This is a genomic window from Arthrobacter sp. Soil736, assembly GCF_001428005.1.
In the GTDB taxonomy this organism is placed as follows: Bacteria; Actinomycetota; Actinomycetes; order Actinomycetales; family Micrococcaceae; genus Arthrobacter.
Map to the genome: position 1 here is coordinate 30,466 of NZ_LMSB01000026.1, position 15,095 is coordinate 45,560.

At 65.7% G+C, this 15,095-nt stretch carries 16 protein-coding genes, 1 tRNA gene and 1 pseudogene; 11 read left to right on the forward strand and 7 right to left on the reverse strand.

What is annotated here, in order from left to right; all coding sequences use genetic code 11:
- Nucleotides 1-6: 6 nt before the first annotated feature.
- The 5 genes from ASG92_RS15440 to ASG92_RS15460 all read right to left on the reverse strand — a co-directional run bounded on the left by ASG92_RS15440 (nucleotide 7) and on the right by ASG92_RS15460 (nucleotide 4,277).
- Entirely contained in the window at nucleotides 7-723 is a 717-nt protein-coding gene (locus tag ASG92_RS15440) for a GNAT family N-acetyltransferase (protein WP_056629999.1), read from the reverse strand.
- A 181-nt stretch (nucleotides 724-904) separates the two neighbouring features.
- Entirely contained in the window at nucleotides 905-1,930 is a 1,026-nt protein-coding gene (locus ASG92_RS15445) for an ATP-dependent 6-phosphofructokinase (protein WP_056630000.1), read from the reverse strand.
- A gap of 198 nt (nucleotides 1,931-2,128) precedes the next feature.
- Nucleotides 2,129-2,383 carry a PspC domain-containing protein gene (locus tag ASG92_RS15450; RefSeq protein ID WP_056630003.1) on the reverse strand — a complete coding sequence of 85 codons (255 nt, stop codon included), beginning with the start codon at nucleotides 2,381-2,383 and terminating at the stop codon, nucleotides 2,129-2,131.
- A gap of 3 nt (nucleotides 2,384-2,386) precedes the next feature.
- Complete coding sequence (locus ASG92_RS15455; RefSeq protein ID WP_056630006.1) at nucleotides 2,387-2,671, reverse strand: hypothetical protein; 285 nt, start codon at nucleotides 2,669-2,671, stop codon at nucleotides 2,387-2,389.
- 1 nt (nucleotide 2,672) lies between these two features.
- Nucleotides 2,673-4,277, reverse strand: a complete 1,605-nt coding sequence (locus ASG92_RS15460) for a PspC domain-containing protein (RefSeq protein WP_056630009.1) — start codon at nucleotides 4,275-4,277, stop codon at nucleotides 2,673-2,675.
- A 124-nt stretch (nucleotides 4,278-4,401) separates the two neighbouring features.
- Here ASG92_RS15460 and ASG92_RS15465 point away from each other — a divergent pair, with 124 nt between their 5' ends.
- Both ASG92_RS15465 and ASG92_RS15470 read left to right on the forward strand, forming a co-directional pair.
- Nucleotides 4,402-5,871, forward strand: a complete 1,470-nt coding sequence (locus tag ASG92_RS15465; protein ID WP_056630011.1) for an ATP-binding protein — start codon at nucleotides 4,402-4,404, stop codon at nucleotides 5,869-5,871.
- The gene (locus ASG92_RS15470) at nucleotides 5,868-6,551 is read left to right on the forward strand and encodes a response regulator transcription factor (RefSeq protein ID WP_056630013.1); all 684 of its coding nucleotides are present in this window, start codon (nucleotides 5,868-5,870) and stop codon (nucleotides 6,549-6,551) included. The genes ASG92_RS15465 and ASG92_RS15470 overlap by 4 nt, the downstream gene beginning before the upstream one ends.
- Nucleotides 6,552-6,687: 136 nt before the next feature.
- On the opposite strand, the gene ASG92_RS15475 is transcribed toward ASG92_RS15470, so the two are convergent.
- A complete protein-coding gene (locus ASG92_RS15475) occupies nucleotides 6,688-7,905 on the reverse strand; it encodes a pyridoxal phosphate-dependent aminotransferase (RefSeq protein WP_056630016.1) in 1,218 nt (405 codons plus the stop codon).
- 273 nt (nucleotides 7,906-8,178) lie between these two features.
- On the opposite strand from ASG92_RS15475, the gene ASG92_RS15480 reads away from it, so the two are divergent.
- The 9 genes from ASG92_RS15480 to rplL all read left to right on the forward strand — a co-directional run bounded on the left by ASG92_RS15480 (nucleotide 8,179) and on the right by rplL (nucleotide 14,874).
- A tRNA-Trp gene (locus ASG92_RS15480) sits at nucleotides 8,179-8,251 on the forward strand.
- Nucleotides 8,252-8,334: 83 nt separating this feature from the next.
- Nucleotides 8,335-8,619 carry a preprotein translocase subunit SecE gene (gene secE, locus ASG92_RS15485; protein WP_056630018.1) on the forward strand — a complete coding sequence of 95 codons (285 nt, stop codon included), beginning with the start codon at nucleotides 8,335-8,337 and terminating at the stop codon, nucleotides 8,617-8,619.
- 114 nt (nucleotides 8,620-8,733) lie between these two features.
- The gene (nusG, locus tag ASG92_RS15490; protein WP_056630020.1) at nucleotides 8,734-9,594 is read left to right on the forward strand and encodes a transcription termination/antitermination protein NusG; all 861 of its coding nucleotides are present in this window, start codon (nucleotides 8,734-8,736) and stop codon (nucleotides 9,592-9,594) included.
- A 133-nt stretch (nucleotides 9,595-9,727) separates the two neighbouring features.
- On the forward strand, nucleotides 9,728-10,159 hold the full coding sequence (gene rplK / locus ASG92_RS15495) for a 50S ribosomal protein L11 (RefSeq protein WP_003803853.1): 432 nt from the start codon (nucleotides 9,728-9,730) through the stop codon (nucleotides 10,157-10,159).
- A 190-nt stretch (nucleotides 10,160-10,349) separates the two neighbouring features.
- Nucleotides 10,350-11,057 (forward strand): 50S ribosomal protein L1, encoded by a 708-nt coding sequence (gene rplA / locus ASG92_RS15500; protein ID WP_056630023.1) that lies wholly within the window; start codon nucleotides 10,350-10,352, stop codon nucleotides 11,055-11,057.
- Nucleotides 11,058-11,220: 163 nt separating this feature from the next.
- Nucleotides 11,221-12,312 (forward strand): GNAT family N-acetyltransferase, encoded by a 1,092-nt coding sequence (locus ASG92_RS15505; protein WP_056630027.1) that lies wholly within the window; start codon nucleotides 11,221-11,223, stop codon nucleotides 12,310-12,312.
- An 81-nt stretch (nucleotides 12,313-12,393) separates the two neighbouring features.
- Entirely contained in the window at nucleotides 12,394-13,509 is a 1,116-nt protein-coding gene (locus tag ASG92_RS15510) for a GNAT family N-acetyltransferase (RefSeq protein WP_056630038.1), read from the forward strand.
- Nucleotides 13,510-13,833: 324 nt separating this feature from the next.
- Nucleotides 13,834-14,424 carry a 50S ribosomal protein L10 gene (gene rplJ / locus ASG92_RS15515; RefSeq protein ID WP_011692822.1) on the forward strand — a complete coding sequence of 197 codons (591 nt, stop codon included), beginning with the start codon at nucleotides 13,834-13,836 and terminating at the stop codon, nucleotides 14,422-14,424.
- A 78-nt stretch (nucleotides 14,425-14,502) separates the two neighbouring features.
- On the forward strand, nucleotides 14,503-14,874 hold the full coding sequence (gene rplL / locus ASG92_RS15520; RefSeq protein ID WP_056630030.1) for a 50S ribosomal protein L7/L12: 372 nt from the start codon (nucleotides 14,503-14,505) through the stop codon (nucleotides 14,872-14,874).
- 77 nt (nucleotides 14,875-14,951) lie between these two features.
- Here rplL and ASG92_RS27425 read toward each other — a convergent pair.
- A pseudogene (locus tag ASG92_RS27425) lies at nucleotides 14,952-15,095 on the reverse strand (IS630 family transposase); the annotation flags it as partial.

Here is a 15,095-nt window from a genome sequence, read left to right on the forward strand (position 1 = left end):
GCGTCCTCAGCCCAGCAGCACGCTGGTCTGGATGCCGCCGGTGGAGAAGCCCAGGCTGCGCGCCGTTGCCAGCGAGCCCTTGTTGCTGACGTCGGCGCGCCACTGCGGCGTCAGCCCGGAGGCGAGGGCCTCGTGCGCGGCGATCGAAGCGGCCAGGGAACCCACGCCGCGGCGCCGCCACTGCGGTGCCACGAGGACGCCCATGTGGGCCAGGATCCCTTCCCATTCCGCGTACGCGCCGCAGGCCACGGGCACCTTGCGGCCGTCCTCGTCATGCATGATCGTGTAGCGGTTCTCGAGGTCCGAGAGCCCCACCTCGTTGACGTCGTCCGGAGGGCACAGGCCCTCGAGCTCGATGGCCTCGGGGTGGCCGTGCGAGACGGTCAGCTCCCCGGAGGGCTGCAGCAGGGGGAGTTCGTCCGCGAAGAAGAGGGCAGCCGAGCCCAGACCGTGCCCGCCGTGCCGGCGGGTGATGGTCAGCAGGGTGACGTGCTGCGCCATCTCCTCGTCGGAGATTCCGACGGCGGCGTCCAGCGCCCACTGCGGGCCCACCAGCGCGGAGCTTCCGAAGAGGCGGACAAACTGGACGGAGCGCGCAGCTTCGTCGACCCTGGTGAGCCGCTCCCCGGTTTCGAGCGCGGTGGCGAAGGCGCCGTCGTCGAGCCCCAAGCGGCGCGCCCAGGCTAGCTGGATGATGGCGGCGGAACCGGGGTCAAGACTCATGCTCCAAGCCTACCGACCCCCGCCAACCCCGCATCAAAAAGCGCGAACGGACACTTAAGCCCAGCCGGATAGCGCGAACGGACACTTAGGCCCCGCCGGACAGCGCGAACGGGCAATGAATGCCCTCAAAAAGCGGGCATAGAGGGCCTTAACTGCCCGTTCGGGCCAAGGGAGTTGCGGGTCAGCCGAAGAGGACCGCGGCTTCGTCGTAGCGGTGCTGCGGGACGGTCTTGAGCTTGCCCAGGGCCGCTTCGAAGCCAACGTGGTCGATGTCTGTTCCGTTCAGCGAGACCATGGTGCCCCAGCGGCCCTCGACCACGGAGTCGATGGCGGCCATGCCCAGCCGTGTGGCCAGGACACGGTCAAAGGCAGACGGGACGCCGCCGCGCTGGATGTGGCCCAGGATGGTGGCGCGGGTCTCGATACCGGTGCGGGCCTCGATCTCCGGCGCCAGCTGGTCGGCGATGCCGCCCAGCCGCGGACGGCCGAAGGTGTCCAGGCCGCGCTCGGAGTGCGGGGATTCCATGTGTTGCGGCACGAAGCCTTCGGCCACCACGACGAGCGGGGCGCGGCCACGGTCGTGGGCCTCGTTCACCCATTCGACGATCTGCTCGATGCTGACCTTCTGCTCCGGGATGAGGATGGCGTGGGCGCCGGCGGCCATTCCCGCGTGCAGGGCGATCCAGCCGACGTGGCGGCCCATGACTTCGGCGATCATGCAGCGGTGGTGCGACTCGCCCGTGGTCCGCAGGCGGTCGATGGCCTCGGTGGCGATCTGGACGGCCGTGTCGAAGCCGAACGTGTAGTCCGTGGCGTCGAGGTCGTTGTCCACCGTCTTGGGCACGCCCACGATTTTCAGTCCGGCGTCCGTGAGGCGCTTGGCCGCGGCGAGGGTTCCTTCGCCGCCGATGGCGATGATGGCGTCGATGCCGAGCCGGTCCATGTGGCCCTTGATGACTTCGGGCCCGCCGCCGTTTTCGAACGGGTTGGTCCTGGACGTACCCAGGATGGTGCCGCCCTGCTTGGCAATGCCTCGGACCAAGGTGCGCGGAATGGGAATGATGTCTCCCTCAACCACTCCGCGCCAACCGTCGAGGAACCCCACGAATTCGTGGCCGTGGATGGCGATGCCCTTGAGGACGGCGCCGCGGATCACGGCGTTCAGTCCGGGGCAGTCGCCGCCGCTGGTGAGGATTCCAATTTTCATTTTCTCGGCTCAAATCCTGGTTCGAAGGTATAGCAGGCAGAGCGCCACGCTGAGCTCACCTAGAGTCTAATGCGCAGTGTGGGGAAGGACACAAACGGTTACACCGCGCCCAGCCGTGACGTATAAGTGCCCCCGCTCCGGTGGGAACGGGGGCACTTTTTTGACGGTCGACGGCGGTCACCGGCCTTGCGGCGGTCACTACCGGTTCATGGCGCGCTTCTCGAGGAAGGACTCGAGCGCGATGCCGTTGTTCTGGTTCGGCAGGATCAGCCACGCCACAAGGTAGAACACGACGGCCGGTCCGGGCAGGAGGCAGAAGAGCAGGAAACCGATCCGGACGAAGGCAACGTCCACGTTCAGTTTCGCGGCGATTCCGCCGCACACGCCGCCCAGCCAGCGCTCCGGTCCGCGCCTCAGGCCGAGGCCCCTGACAATGCTGAAGAATTTTTCCATGGTTCAAGACTTCCCGGTTGTTGAGCTGTTGTCACGTCCGCGGGCTGAGAGCAGGCCGCCGATCACCAGTGCGGCGCCGGCCCCGATCATCAGTCCGATCAGCACATAGGTTCCGTTCAGAGCCACGATCCCCAGCTGGGAGATGATGATGAGCGCCGCCAGTGCGAGCACCACAAGCCCCCAGACGATGGTGCCGACGCGGGCCGGGGCCGGAGCGGGCTCACGGGGGTCCGCTGCGACGGATTCCGGCACCGGAGAGGTCTTCGGTGCGGGGTCATAGCTGCTCATGTCAGTTGCCTTCCTGGATGGTGATGTTGCTGACGGTTCCGTCGATCTGAAGGATCAGGCGGGCGCCGGGCTTGTCCGAGTTGTAGCTGCTCTGCCGGGAGGTGATGCCGCTGCGGCTGTCCGCACCCTCGTTGAGGTTGCCCAGCGTCATGTCGGCCCTGACGTCGACCGGAACCGTGCGCGGGATGACGACGGTCACGTTGCTGGCGGTCACGTCGAGGGGGATCACGACGTCGGTGCCCAGCGGCGGGTTCAGGTTTAGGCCGGTCAGGTCAACAGTTCCGCGGCCTCCGGTGATCTGGAAGCCCTCCCGCGCCTGTTCGATGCTGGCGGGGTTCCAGTCCGCGTTCTGGAAGCGGAAGCGGTCACCGTTCGGCACGCTGTTGAAGATGCCGCCGACGATCAGTGCGACCACGGCGAAGAATCCGAGGATCCCCGATGTCCTGCCCCGGAGGCCGGACAGGAGGATGCCCAGGCCAAGGACAGCGGCGCCGCTGGCCCACACGACGGCGTTGGCGGAGTCGCCGAGATCGATGACGTTGCCGGCGTCGAGAGCCTTGAGGGTGCCGCCCACCAGCAAGGCCAGGCCCGCGGTGATTGCGACGGCGGGTGCGCCGGGGCCGTTCGGCTTTGACTTTGGAGCGGGCACGGGAGCCGGCACGGGTGCGGGTCCGTGGGGCGGAACGTTCCCGAAACCGCCGTACGGGCCGGGCGGGACATTTCCCTCGCTGGCGGAGCCGTAGGGCGGCGTGGGAGCCGACGCCGGCCGTGCCCCGTACTGGGCCGTGGCGGTCTGGGTGCCGGTCGCGAAGGATCCCGCCGCCGGGCCGCCGTCAGGGGCGGCATATCCGTAGGCAGGCTGCGTGCCGGCCTGGGTGGCGTTCATAGGTGCTCCGATGCGGTTCTTATTGCGTTGGGTGAGGAAGTAGATGAGGTAGATGACGCCGCCCACCCAGAAGAGGGCCCAGAAGAAGCCGAAGCCGTCATGCCCCCAGCCCCAGAATCCGCCGCCCATGCCGGTGAGGCCAAGGATGGTGGTGATGAGCGCGCCGGTCATGCCGCTGGTCCAGCGTCCGGCACCCGCTTCCTGGGTGTGGATCCGGCCGTCCGGCTCCGGCAGGAGTGCCCAGGCGAGGCCGTACAGCAGGACGCCGATGCCGGCGAACAGCGTCAGCACGATGAACACGCCTCGCACAATCAGCGGGTCGATGCCCATGCGCTCTGCGATGCCGCTCGAGACGCCGCCGATCCAGCGGTCGCGTCCGCGGTGGATGCCGTGGCTGCGGATCCAGTCGAAGAAGTTCAGCTGCTGGGGCGGCCGGCCGTAGCCGGGTTGATCGGCGCCGAAGCCGGGACCGCCCGGCGGCGGGGTGCCGGGAACTTCCTGCGAGGGACCGAGGGGCGGGAGCAACGGCTCAGTCTGCTGCTCTGTCCGCCGCCCGGCCTGCGCTTCGGCCGGCGATTCGGCCTGGGGCCCGGTGGCGGGACGTTCTGCCTGCGGCCCGGTCGGGGGTTCCGTCCGAGGTTCGGAGCCGGATCCGGACTGGCCGTCGGACGGGTTGGCGGGCTGCTGCCCTGCATCTGGGGTGGGGTTCTGCGAGTTCATACTTCGATCCTGCCGTGCGGGGCCATGAGCCTCTATTGGGGAAGACCCTGAGCCGTCCCTGACTTACCCCCGGTCCACCCCTAAAACGGGCTCCCGAAACCCTGATCCGTGTTTGGATGGATGCATGACCACAGTCCCCGTCCGCCCGCCGCTGGTCCGCAGCAGCGACCGCATTATCGCGGGCGTGTGCGCGGGCCTCGCCGACCATCTGGGCTGGCCGGTGCGCATGGTCCGGATCGGCATGGCGGTGGCCGCGCTCGCCGGCGGGGCAGGCCTGGTGTTCTATGCGTGGCTCTGGATCATGGTTCCCACCGCAGACGAGAGCGCCAAGCGCGATGCCCGGCGGCCGGCGTCGCCGATTGCCCCCGCGGTGAGCTTGCCGCCCAACCTGGCACCCGCCGTCGAGCCTCCGTTGTGGAGCGGTGCGTACGCGCCGGGCTATGCGCCTGGCCCGGTTCCGCCGCCTCCGGGTAGTTCCGCCCGCGCTGCGGATCCGGGTGGCTACACCCCTGCGGCGGGTCCCGCGCCGTCCGGACCGTACGACGCCGGGATCCCCTCCCAGCCGCCGGGATCCGCTGCTGTTCCGGGCACCGGTGCCTGGTTCCGCGTCCGCAACATGCGCTACGGCAAGGAAATCCTGCTCGGTGCCGGGTTGCTGCTCGTTGCCGCGATCCTGATCGCCAGGCTGCTCGGCGTCGAGGTGCCGCTGGGGACCCTGATCCCGGCGGCCGCCATCCTCGGCGGTGCCGCCATCGCCTGGATGCAGCTCGATGAAACGCGCCGCGCCGGCCTGGTGGACAAGACCAAGGCGGACCAGGCCGGCGGATGGGCACGGCTGGCCGCGGGCCTCGCGCTGGTGGTGGCCGGAGTGCTGGTCATGGTGTCCGGGTCCGGATCCTGGGAGCAGACCTGGCTGGCACTGCTCGCGTCCGTGGCCGTTCTCGGCGGAGTGGCGCTGGTGCTGCTTCCCTGGGGCCTGAAATTCTGGCGCGACCTTGAGACCGAACGCGCAGGCCGGGTGCGCGAGACCGAACGGGCGGAGATCGCCGCCCACCTGCACGATTCGGTCCTGCAGACCCTCGCGCTGATCCAGCGCCGCGCCGCCAACGAACACGATGTTGTGAGGCTGGCCCGGGCGCAGGAACGCGAACTGCGCGGCTGGCTCTTCAGGGACCCGGCCAGGGACGCCGGCCAGCTTTCCGATCGGATCAAGGCGGCGGCGGCGGAGGTCGAGGACGGCCTCGGCAACGCGGTGGACGTCGTGAGCGTGGGGGATACGGCCATGACCGACAGGCATGAGGCGCTGGTCCAGGCGAGCCGGGAAGCCATGCTGAACGCCTCCCGCCACGGCGGCGGGCCGGTCTCCGTGTACCTGGAGGTATCCGACGGCGGCGCGGAAGTTTTCGTCAAGGACCGCGGCTCCGGGTTCGAACTCCATACGGTCCCGGAGGACAGGCTGGGTGTGCGGGAGTCAATTATTGGCCGGATGAAGCGGCACGGCGGCACCGCCGAGATCAACAGCAGTCCTGACGGCACGGAGGTCCGGCTGAAGCTGCCTGCGGCCGCGGAGGACAACGGGGAAGGGAAGTCATGAGCACTCCAGCACTGGACGGTAGGGCCGGGGATCCGGGACGGACGGTACGCGTCGTGATCGTGGATGACCACGCCATCTTCCGTTCCGGCCTGAAAGCGGACCTGGACCCGCGCATAGAGGTGGTCGGAGAGGCCGGGACGGTGGAACAGGCCATCGAGGTGATCGGCCGGACCCGCCCGGAAGTGGTGCTGCTCGACGTCCACCTGCCAGGCGGCCTGGGCGGAGGAGGGCGTGAAGTCATCGCCGGCTCCGCGGCCCTTCGGGGAACCACCAAGTTCCTGGCCCTGAGCGTGTCGGACGCGGCGGAGGACGTCGTGGCCGTGATCCGCGCCGGCGCGCGCGGCTACGTCACCAAGACGATTTCGGGGGCGGAGATCACGGACGCCGTCTATCGGGTTGCGGGCGGCGACGCCGTCTTCTCGCCGCGGCTGGCGGGCTTCGTACTGGACGCCTTTGGCACCGCCCCGGCGGACATCGCCGACGAACTGGACAAGCTCTCGGCCCGCGAGCTTGAGGTGATGAGGCTGATTGCCCGGGGATACAGCTACAAGGAAGTGGCCAAGGAGCTGTTCATCTCCATCAAGACCGTGGAAACCCATGTGTCGGCGGTGCTCAGGAAGCTGCAGCTCTCCAGCCGCCATGAACTGACCAAGTGGGCGGCCGAGCGCCGGCTCCTCTAACCCACTCCGGACGCTCTCTCACTTCCCGTCGCCCAGGCACAAACGCTCTCTCACTTCCCGTCGCTTAAGCGCCAACGCTCTCTCACCAGGTGAGAGAGCGTTGGCGATTTTCCTGCAGGAAGTGAGAGAGCGTCGGTTAATTGGCCTTGCCCAGGAAGTCCTGGAGGCGCGCGACACCGGTGGCGAGGTCGTCGTCGCCGAGTGCATAGGACAGCCTCAGGTAGCCGGACGGGCCGAATGCCTCACCGGGCACCACGGCAACCTCCACCTCGTCCAGGATCAGCGCCGCGAGTTCGGCGGAGGTCGAAGGGCGGACCGGACCGTTCGCCGTCGGGTATTCCTTGCCGAGCAGGGCACGGACGTCCGCGTAGACGTAGAAGGCGCCCTTCGGCGTCGGGCATTCAACGCCGTCAATGGCATTGAGTCCGGCGACGATCGCCTTGCGGCGGCGGTCAAAGGCGACCTTCATTTCGTCGACGGCGGTGAGCGGCCCCGACACAGCTGCCAGGGCGGCCATCTGTGGGATGTTGGACACGTTCGACGTGGCGTGCGACTGCAGGTTGGTGGCGGCCTTGATGACATCAGCCGGGCCGATCATCCAGCCCACACGCCAGCCGGTCATCGCATACGTCTTGGCCACGCCGTTGAGGATGACCACTTTGTCGCCCAGCTCGGGGACGGCCGTGGCGATGGAGGTGAAGGGAACGCCGTCGTACGTCAGGTGCTCGTAGATCTCGTCGGTGACCACCCACAGGCCCTTGGAAGCGGCCCACTGGCCGATTTCCGCCACCTGCTCGGGGGAGTACACGGAGCCTGTCGGGTTGGACGGCGAGACGAACAAGAGGATCTTGGTGCGGTCCGTGACGGCCGCTTCGAGCTGCTCCACGGTGACCAGGTAGTCCTGCTCCGGCCCGGCGAAGACCTCCACGGGTACACCGCCGGCGAGGCGGATGGCTTCGGGGTAGGTGGTCCAGAACGGCGTGGGAACGATCACTTCGTCGCCCGGGTCCAAGAGCGTAGCGAAGGTGTTGTAGACGGCCTGTTTGCCGCCGTTGGTGACCAGCACCTGGGAAGCATCGGCCCTGTACCCGGAGTCCCGGAAGGTCTTCTCGGCGATGGCCTTCTTCAGCTCCGGCAGGCCGCCGGCGGGGGAGTACCGGTGGTACTTCGGCTGGCTGGCCGCCTCGATGGCGGCCTGGACGATGTAGCCCGGAGTGGGGAAATCCGGTTCGCCGGCGCCGAAACCGATCACGGGCCGGCCGGCCGCCTTAAGTGCCTTGGCCTTGGCGTCGACAGCCAGGGTGGCGGATTCGGCAATGGCGGAAATGCGTTGGGAAACGCGGGCGGCAGACATGGCAGGTCCGTTCTTCGCTTGCAGCTGGTTAGCTGAATGGTGGAATTCGACGAAATCTACTCTATGCTGTTCACCGGATCGTTCGAGGTGGGGCACGGCTTTGTGACTGCGGCGCAGTCAGGAATCCACCGCCGCAGGACGGTCCGAAACGAGGCTGGTTCGACGTACGCGAAGTTGTTGCGTAGACTAGTTCTCCGGTGTTGAAAACACGATGATGACGTGCGCCTCAGGAAACCTTGGGTGAAGCGCGGCCTCGATCGGTTTTTGATCCATAGGGTAGTGGCGCAATTGGTAGCGCAGCGGTCTCCAAAACCGCAGGTTGCAGGTTCGAGTCCTGTCTGCCCTGCGCAAGCTGTTCCGGCGGAAAGCCGGAGCAAGCGCAGCAACCATGGTTCAGTTCAGAGCCGGGTAATCCGACATTTTGCGAGGATGAGTGAGGAACAGGTGACCGAAACAGCTGCAAGCAGCTCCAAGGGCCGCCCCGCAAAGAACGCCGCCAAGGCCGGCTTCTTCGCTCGCATCGCACTCTTCGTCCGCCAGGTCATCGGCGAGCTGAAGAAGGTTGTCGCACCCACCCGCAAGGAACTGATTAACTACACGCTCGTGGTGCTGGTATTCGTGGTCATCATGATGGTCATCGTCACCTTGCTGGACCTGGGCTTCGGGACCGCGGTGAGCTGGGTCTTCGGCGGTACAGGCGCCAGGGACCGCTAAGGCGATCGGTCCGCAGACTGCGTGGGTCCTTCCGGAAACCGGAACGGACTGCGGAGTGTGCGGAATTGAGCCATTTAAATAGGCATGTTAGGCAATGAGGAAGCAGGAGACCAAGTGTCTGAGCAGGAGCTCGAGGTAACTGAGACTGAGCTGGATGAAACCAAGGACGCAGCGGCTGAGGCCGTTGAAGGGTCTGAGGTTGAGTCTGCTGCACCCGATTCCGACGACGAAACTGACGCTGACGCCGAAACTGACGACGACGACGATGCAGATGTAGCCGACGACGAAGCTGACTCCGACGAGGTCGACTCTGACGAAGAGGAAGCTGACGCCGAAGAGGCAGACGTCCTGGCCGCCGCGGCCGCAAAGGCCGACGTCGATCCCGCCGAGGAGTTCAAGGCCAAGCTGCGCCGCCAGGAGGGTGACTGGTACGTCATCCACTCCTACGCCGGTTACGAGAACCGCGTGAAGGCCAACCTTGAGACGCGCATCCAGACCCTGGACATGGAAGATTACATCTTCGAAATCCAGGTGCCGATGGAAGAAGTCGTTGAGATCAAGAACGCCCAGCGCAAGGTCATCAACCGCGTCCGCATCCCCGGCTACGTGCTGGTCCGCATGGACCTGACCGACGCCTCATGGGGCGCCGTCCGCCACACCCCGGGCGTCACCGGCTTCGTGGGCAACGCCCACAACCCTGTTCCGCTGCGTCTCGACGAGGTCTTCTCCATGCTTGCCCCCGTCTTCGAAGAGGAGCAGGCCGAGAAGGGCAAGCCGGTCAAGCACGCTGCCGCTCCGGTGGACGTCGACTTCGAGGTCGGCGAATCGGTCATCGTCAAGGAAGGTCCGTTCGAGACCCTCCCTGCCACGATCTCCGAAATCAAGATCGATTCCCAGACCCTCGTGGTGCTGGTGTCCATCTTCGAACGCGAGACCCCGGTCACGCTGGCCTTCAACCAGGTCACCAAGATCTAGCTGGCCACCCCAAGAATTCGTCCCGGAGTTGCCCGCTTAGCAGCTCCTGGACGGCCGACCGCCTCGCCATGGCGGTCAACCACCTGAGGCACGCTCCTGTGTCCCAGGACGCAATTGAGAGAAGGACCCTACATTGGCTCCCAAGAAGAAGGTCACCGGCCTCATCAAGCTGCAGATCCAGGCAGGTGCCGCCAACCCGGCCCCGCCGATCGGTCCTGCGCTTGGCCAGCACGGTGTCAACATCATGGAATTCTGCAAGGCGTACAACGCTGCGACGGAAGCCCAGCGCGGCAACGTTATTCCTGTTGAAATCACGGTCTACGAAGACCGTTCATTCACGTTCATCACCAAGACCCCGCCGGCTGCAGAGCTCATCAAGAAGGCTGCAGGCGTCGCCAAGGGTTCAGCTACCCCGCACACCGTCAAGGTTGCCAAGCTGACCCAGGCCCAGGTCAACGAGATCGCCTCCACCAAGATGGAAGACCTCAACGCCACGAGCCTCGAAGGCGCAGCGAAGATCATCGCCGGCACCGCCCGTTCCATGGGTATCACCGTCGAGGGTTAATTTCCTCACCGCTGATGCGGCGCCGGGTTCGGGAAACCGACGACGACGTCGGGCAGCACCGCCGGGAAACCGGCACCACTGAAACATTGAAATGTTGGAAATCCGGTCCGGATAAAACAGCCGGATCAGCCAACTGTGGCAGGGCCCAGCGCGGTCCGCAGACCACAACTGCACAAGGAGAATAAGCAGCATGGCAAAGCGCAGCAAAGCATATGAGGCAGCCGCCGCCAAGATCGACGCGGAGAAGTTCTACGCGCCGTTCGAGGCAGTGACGCTCGCCAAGGACACCAACCCGTCCAAGTTCGACGCCACCGTTGAGGTCGCCTTCCGCCTGGGCGTTGACCCTCGCAAGGCCGACCAGATGGTTCGTGGCACGGTCAACCTGCCGCACGGCACCGGTAAGACCGCCCGCGTCCTCGTCTTCGCAACCGGCGACAAGGCAGAGGCAGCAATCGCTGCCGGCGCCGACTTCGTGGGCTCCGATGACCTGATCGAAAAGATCGCAGCCGGCTGGACCGACTTCGACGCAGCCGTTGCCACCCCTGACCTCATGGGCAAGGTTGGCCGCCTCGGTAAGGTCCTCGGCCCGCGTAACCTGATGCCGAACCCGAAGACCGGCACCGTGACCGCAGACGTCACCAAGGCTGTCAACGACATCAAGGGCGGCAAGATCGACTTCCGCGTCGACAAGCACTCCAACCTGCACTTCATCATCGGCAAGGTTTCGTTCGACGCCGTCAAGCTGGCTGAGAACTACGCCGCCGCTCTCGAAGAGGTGCTTCGTCTGAAGCCGTCCGCTTCCAAGGGCCGCTACATCCAGAAGGCGACTGTTGCGACCACGTTTGGTCCCGGCATCTCCGTCGACCCCAACGTCACCAAGGTGCTGACCGAGGTCTAATCCTCGCGAAACACCCGCCGGTAATCCGGCAGGCTCAAAGGACCGCCCGGCACTGCGCCGGGCGGTCCTTTGCTTTTCCGCCGGCGGTTGCCGGACGCTGCGGGGCTCTGAAAGGCGCAGCGAGGCTCTGGAGGGCGGATGGCCGGGCGGCTAGGCTGATCCAGTGACGACGCCCGCGTACCGCATAGAGCCGCTGGTTTTGCCTGCTTCCCTCGATTCTCCGGACGCCGCTGATTTCCTCGAATTCAGCGACCTGAGCGATGCCCTGGTGCTGCAGACCTGGGGGAACCTTGACCGGGCCACGCCGCGGAGTGCCCGGCTCGAAGCGTGGCGCGACGATGACTACAAACAGCTCCGGCTCTTCTTTGTGCGGCTGGACGGCCGCATGGTGGCGACCTCCTGGGTCAGGCTGCCGCAGCAGGAAAACCTCCAGGACGCCACAGTGCGCGTGGACGTCCTGGACGAATTCACCGGCCGGGGCGTCGGCCGGGCCCTCCTGCGGCACGCCGAGTCCTTCGCCGCCGGCCACGGCCGCAGCACCCTGCAGAGCTTCACCGAACATGCTGCAGGGTTTGATCCTGACGGGACCGGCATCCTGAAACCAGGAACCGGGACGGGCGGGATTCCGTCCGATGCGCGTGCGGTGAAGTTCGCGACGGCGGCCGGCTACACGCTGGAACAGGTGACGCGTTTCAGCGCACTCGACATGCCGCCGTCGGAAGCAGCCCTGGACGCCCTGGAGCGCGCTGCGCGCCCGTTCGCCGGCGACCGGTACGAACTCCTCGCCTGGACGGACAGCTGCCCCGACGAATATGTGGACCAGCTTGCGGTGCTCATGTCGCGAATGAGCACCGACAGCCCCGCCGGGGCGCTCCACTACGATCCCGAAGTGTGGGACGCCAAACGCGTCCGGCACGTCGAGGATGAGTGGAAGCAGACCGGCCAGGAGTCGCTCGTGGCGGTCGCAAGGCACATGTCCAGCGGCGAGCTCGCCGCGTATTCGGTCCTGCAGTACTCCGCGTCAAAGCCTTGGCTGGCGGACCAGGACGACACACTGGTTGCCAAGCCCCACCGCGGCCACCGGCTGGGCATGCTGGTCAAGCTGCTGAATCTTCGGCGCATGATGGAGGCGCATCCCTCCGTGGAACGGATTCTCACGTACAACGCCGCGGAGAATGACCATATGCTCGCCATCAACGTTGCCCTGGGCTTCCGTCCGGCAGGGTACGACGGCGAGTGGCAGCGCCGGTGCTAACCGGCATATGCTGGCGACGGACACACCGCGTGGACTCGAGCCCGCAGCCCGGAAGGGCGAGCGGCGGAAACGGCTGGGATGATGGCAAGTGAAGTGCGGATCGAGCAGCTGTGGATCCCGGATTCCATTGACGCGCCCGACGCAGCGGACTTTCTGGCCGCCGTCGAGGTAGGGCGCAAGGTCCGGATGCAGACGTGGGGCAGCGACGATCTCGCGTACGCGCCCCTGGAGAAGCTCCTCGAACTGGACGATCCCTACGAGCGGCAGGTCATCCTGGTGGCCAAAATCGACGGTACCATAGTGGGCACGGTGGACATTGCACTGCCCCTGGCCGACAACCTGGACCTCGCCGAGTTCACCCTGGACATCCTGCCGGAGTATCAGGGCCAGGGCGTGGGCAGGCAGCTGCTGGAGGCAGCCGAACAGTTTGCCCGCGACGAGGGCCGCTCGATGATCCTGGTGGACACCAACCACCCCGGTACCTCGCTCCATGAATTCGCAGCCGAGCAGCTGGTGCCGGGTTCGGGGCTGGGCTTCGTGCCGCTGGACAGCCGCGAAGTGGAGTTCGCCCGGCGCACCGGCTACACGCTCCAGCACATCGAGCAGTTCAGCTCATGCGCCCTGCCCCTGGACACCAAGCTCGTGGCGGAGCTTGAGGCCGAGGCCGAGGAAGCGAACAACGGCCGCTACCGCCTGCACCATTGGACGGACCGATGCCCCGGACGGTGGCTGGAGGCCGTTGCCGCCCTCGAAAACCAGGCCGGCGGGGATGTCGCACCCGACGCCGTGGGCGAAGAGGACAGCATGGTGTTCGACGCCCGGATACTGCGCGAGGCGGAAGAAGTCACCATCGCGCAGGGCCGGCGCACGGTAGTGACCGCCGTCGAGCATATTGCCACCGGCACCCTGGTGGGGCTGACCACCATCAGCGTCCTGGCGCAGCGCCAGGACGTTGTGTTCCAGGACGACACCGTGGTGCTGCAGTCCCATCGGGGCAACAAGCTCGGCCTGCTGATCAAGGTGGCCAACATGGAGCGGCTGACGGAGCAGTTCCCGGACGCGCGCGTGATCTACACCTGGAACGCCCCCGAAAACCGGTACCTGCTCACGGTCAACCGGCAGTTGGGATTCACGACGGCGGGCGTCACCGGAATCTGGCAGAAGGAACTCCCGGACCTGGGACCCAGCACCAGCTGAGCCGTGTCAGCTGGTACATCCAGCGGACCGCCGATTTGGCGGACCGGCGCGGCGTCCCGTAAGCTTGAGCTACCAAAGACCGTCGGTTGTTGGAAATCCACTCTTTCGAGCTCAGCTCAACTCTGCAGTTGTGTGCGGGAGAGTCAGTGGGTTTCCGGACGAAGGACCCTGAACATAGGGCGGCCGGCGCAGGTGAACGAAGCAAAAGCTCCGCGGTTATGAACCGTGTTGAGCCAAGCCCCGTGCATCTGCGCGGGGCGTTTTTAGTTTTAGCTCACCTGAGCGGGGACCCGGAATACCGGCACTATCCCCGGAAGGAGGGTTATGGCAACGCCTACCAAGGTTTCAGCAGTAGCTGAGATCACTAACGATTTCAAGGAATCGAACGCCGCTGTCCTGACCGAATACCGTGGGCTCACCGTTGCACAGCTCAAGCAGCTGCGTGTTTCTCTCGGCCAGGACACCAAGTTCGCGGTCGTCAAGAACACCCTGACCGCTATTGCAGCCAAGGAAGCTGGTGTCGAAGCATTCGACGGCCAGCTCGCCGGCCCCACTGCAATCGCGTTCATCAAGGGTGACGCAGTTGCAGCTGCCAAGAGCCTGACGGATTTTGCCAAGACCAACAAGCAGCTGGTTATCAAGACCGGTTACTTCGAGGGCAAGGCACTGAACGCCAGCGAAGTTGCTGCCCTGGCAGCACTCGAGTCCCGCGAGCTGCAGCTCGCCAAGGTTGCAGGCATCCTCAAGGCTCCTGCTGCCGCTGCTGCACGCATCATCGACGCCCTGCGCCTCAAGCTTGAAGAAGAGAACGGTGCACCGGCAGCTGCCGAAGCTCCCGCCGCTGAAGAAGCCCCGGCCGCAGAAGCAGCAGAGACCGAAGCTCCGGCCGAAGCCGCAGCCACCGAAGAGAACTAACTCTCTTTCAGACCAGACTCCGGTGTGAAGGCAACGGCCCAGGCCGCCAAGCACCACCTATAGGAAGGACGCCACACCATGGCGAAGCTCACCAACGAAGAGCTCATTGAAGCTTTCAAGGAACTGACCATCATCGAGCTCTCCGAGTTCGTCAAGCTCTTCGAAGAGACCTTCGAAGTTACCGCTGCCGCTGTTGCCGTTGCTGGCCCGGCTGCCGCTGCTGAAGAGGTTGAAGAGAAGACCGACTTCGACGTCATCCTCGAAGCTGCTGGCGACAAGAAGATCGCAGTGATCAAGGAAGTTCGCGCCATCACTTCCCTGGGCCTCAAGGAAGCCAAGGACCTGGTTGACAGCGCTCCCAAGGCTGTTCTCGAAGGTGCCACCAAGGAAGCTGCCGAGAAGGCCAAGGATCAGCTCGAAGCTGCCGGCGCCCGCGTTACCCTCAAGTAACACTCCCTGCTTCACGGGAATCCCCGTCCACTCCGGTGGGCGGGGATTCCTGCATTTAACCCAACTAGTGGTGTGTCTCAGTTTTGTTTGATGGATTCGAGGGCGACGCGGCCGCGGGCCACTTTTTTGAGGATTGAGTCTGCGGTCGCGGTCCAGACCAGGGGTTTGGGTTCGGTGTTGTGAACGGTGAGATACTCTTCGATCTTGTTGATCAGGTCCGG

What these genes read in the sequence shown, in the direction of transcription:
- ASG92_RS15440 (WP_056629999.1), bottom strand. Translation starts at nt 723, where the DNA reads ATGAGTCTTGACCCCGGTTCCGCCGCCATCATCCAGCTAGCCTGGGCG.
- ASG92_RS15445 (WP_056630000.1), bottom strand. Translation starts at nt 1,930, where the DNA reads ATGAAAATTGGAATCCTCACCAGCGGCGGCGACTGCCCCGGACTGAAC.
- ASG92_RS15450 (WP_056630003.1), bottom strand. Translation starts at nt 2,383, where the DNA reads ATGGAAAAATTCTTCAGCATTGTCAGGGGCCTCGGCCTGAGGCGCGGA.
- ASG92_RS15455 (WP_056630006.1), bottom strand. Translation starts at nt 2,671, where the DNA reads ATGAGCAGCTATGACCCCGCACCGAAGACCTCTCCGGTGCCGGAATCC.
- ASG92_RS15460 (WP_056630009.1), bottom strand. Translation starts at nt 4,277, where the DNA reads ATGAACTCGCAGAACCCCACCCCAGATGCAGGGCAGCAGCCCGCCAAC.
- ASG92_RS15465 (WP_056630011.1), top strand. Translation starts at nt 4,402, where the DNA reads ATGACCACAGTCCCCGTCCGCCCGCCGCTGGTCCGCAGCAGCGACCGC.
- ASG92_RS15470 (WP_056630013.1), top strand. Translation starts at nt 5,868, where the DNA reads ATGAGCACTCCAGCACTGGACGGTAGGGCCGGGGATCCGGGACGGACG.
- ASG92_RS15475 (WP_056630016.1), bottom strand. Translation starts at nt 7,905, where the DNA reads ATGTCTGCCGCCCGCGTTTCCCAACGCATTTCCGCCATTGCCGAATCC.
- secE (WP_056630018.1), top strand. Translation starts at nt 8,335, where the DNA reads ATGAGTGAGGAACAGGTGACCGAAACAGCTGCAAGCAGCTCCAAGGGC.
- rplA (WP_056630023.1), top strand. Translation starts at nt 10,350, where the DNA reads ATGGCAAAGCGCAGCAAAGCATATGAGGCAGCCGCCGCCAAGATCGAC.
- ASG92_RS15510 (WP_056630038.1), top strand. Translation starts at nt 12,394, where the DNA reads ATGGCAAGTGAAGTGCGGATCGAGCAGCTGTGGATCCCGGATTCCATT.
- rplJ (WP_011692822.1), top strand. Translation starts at nt 13,834, where the DNA reads ATGGCAACGCCTACCAAGGTTTCAGCAGTAGCTGAGATCACTAACGAT.
- rplL (WP_056630030.1), top strand. Translation starts at nt 14,503, where the DNA reads ATGGCGAAGCTCACCAACGAAGAGCTCATTGAAGCTTTCAAGGAACTG.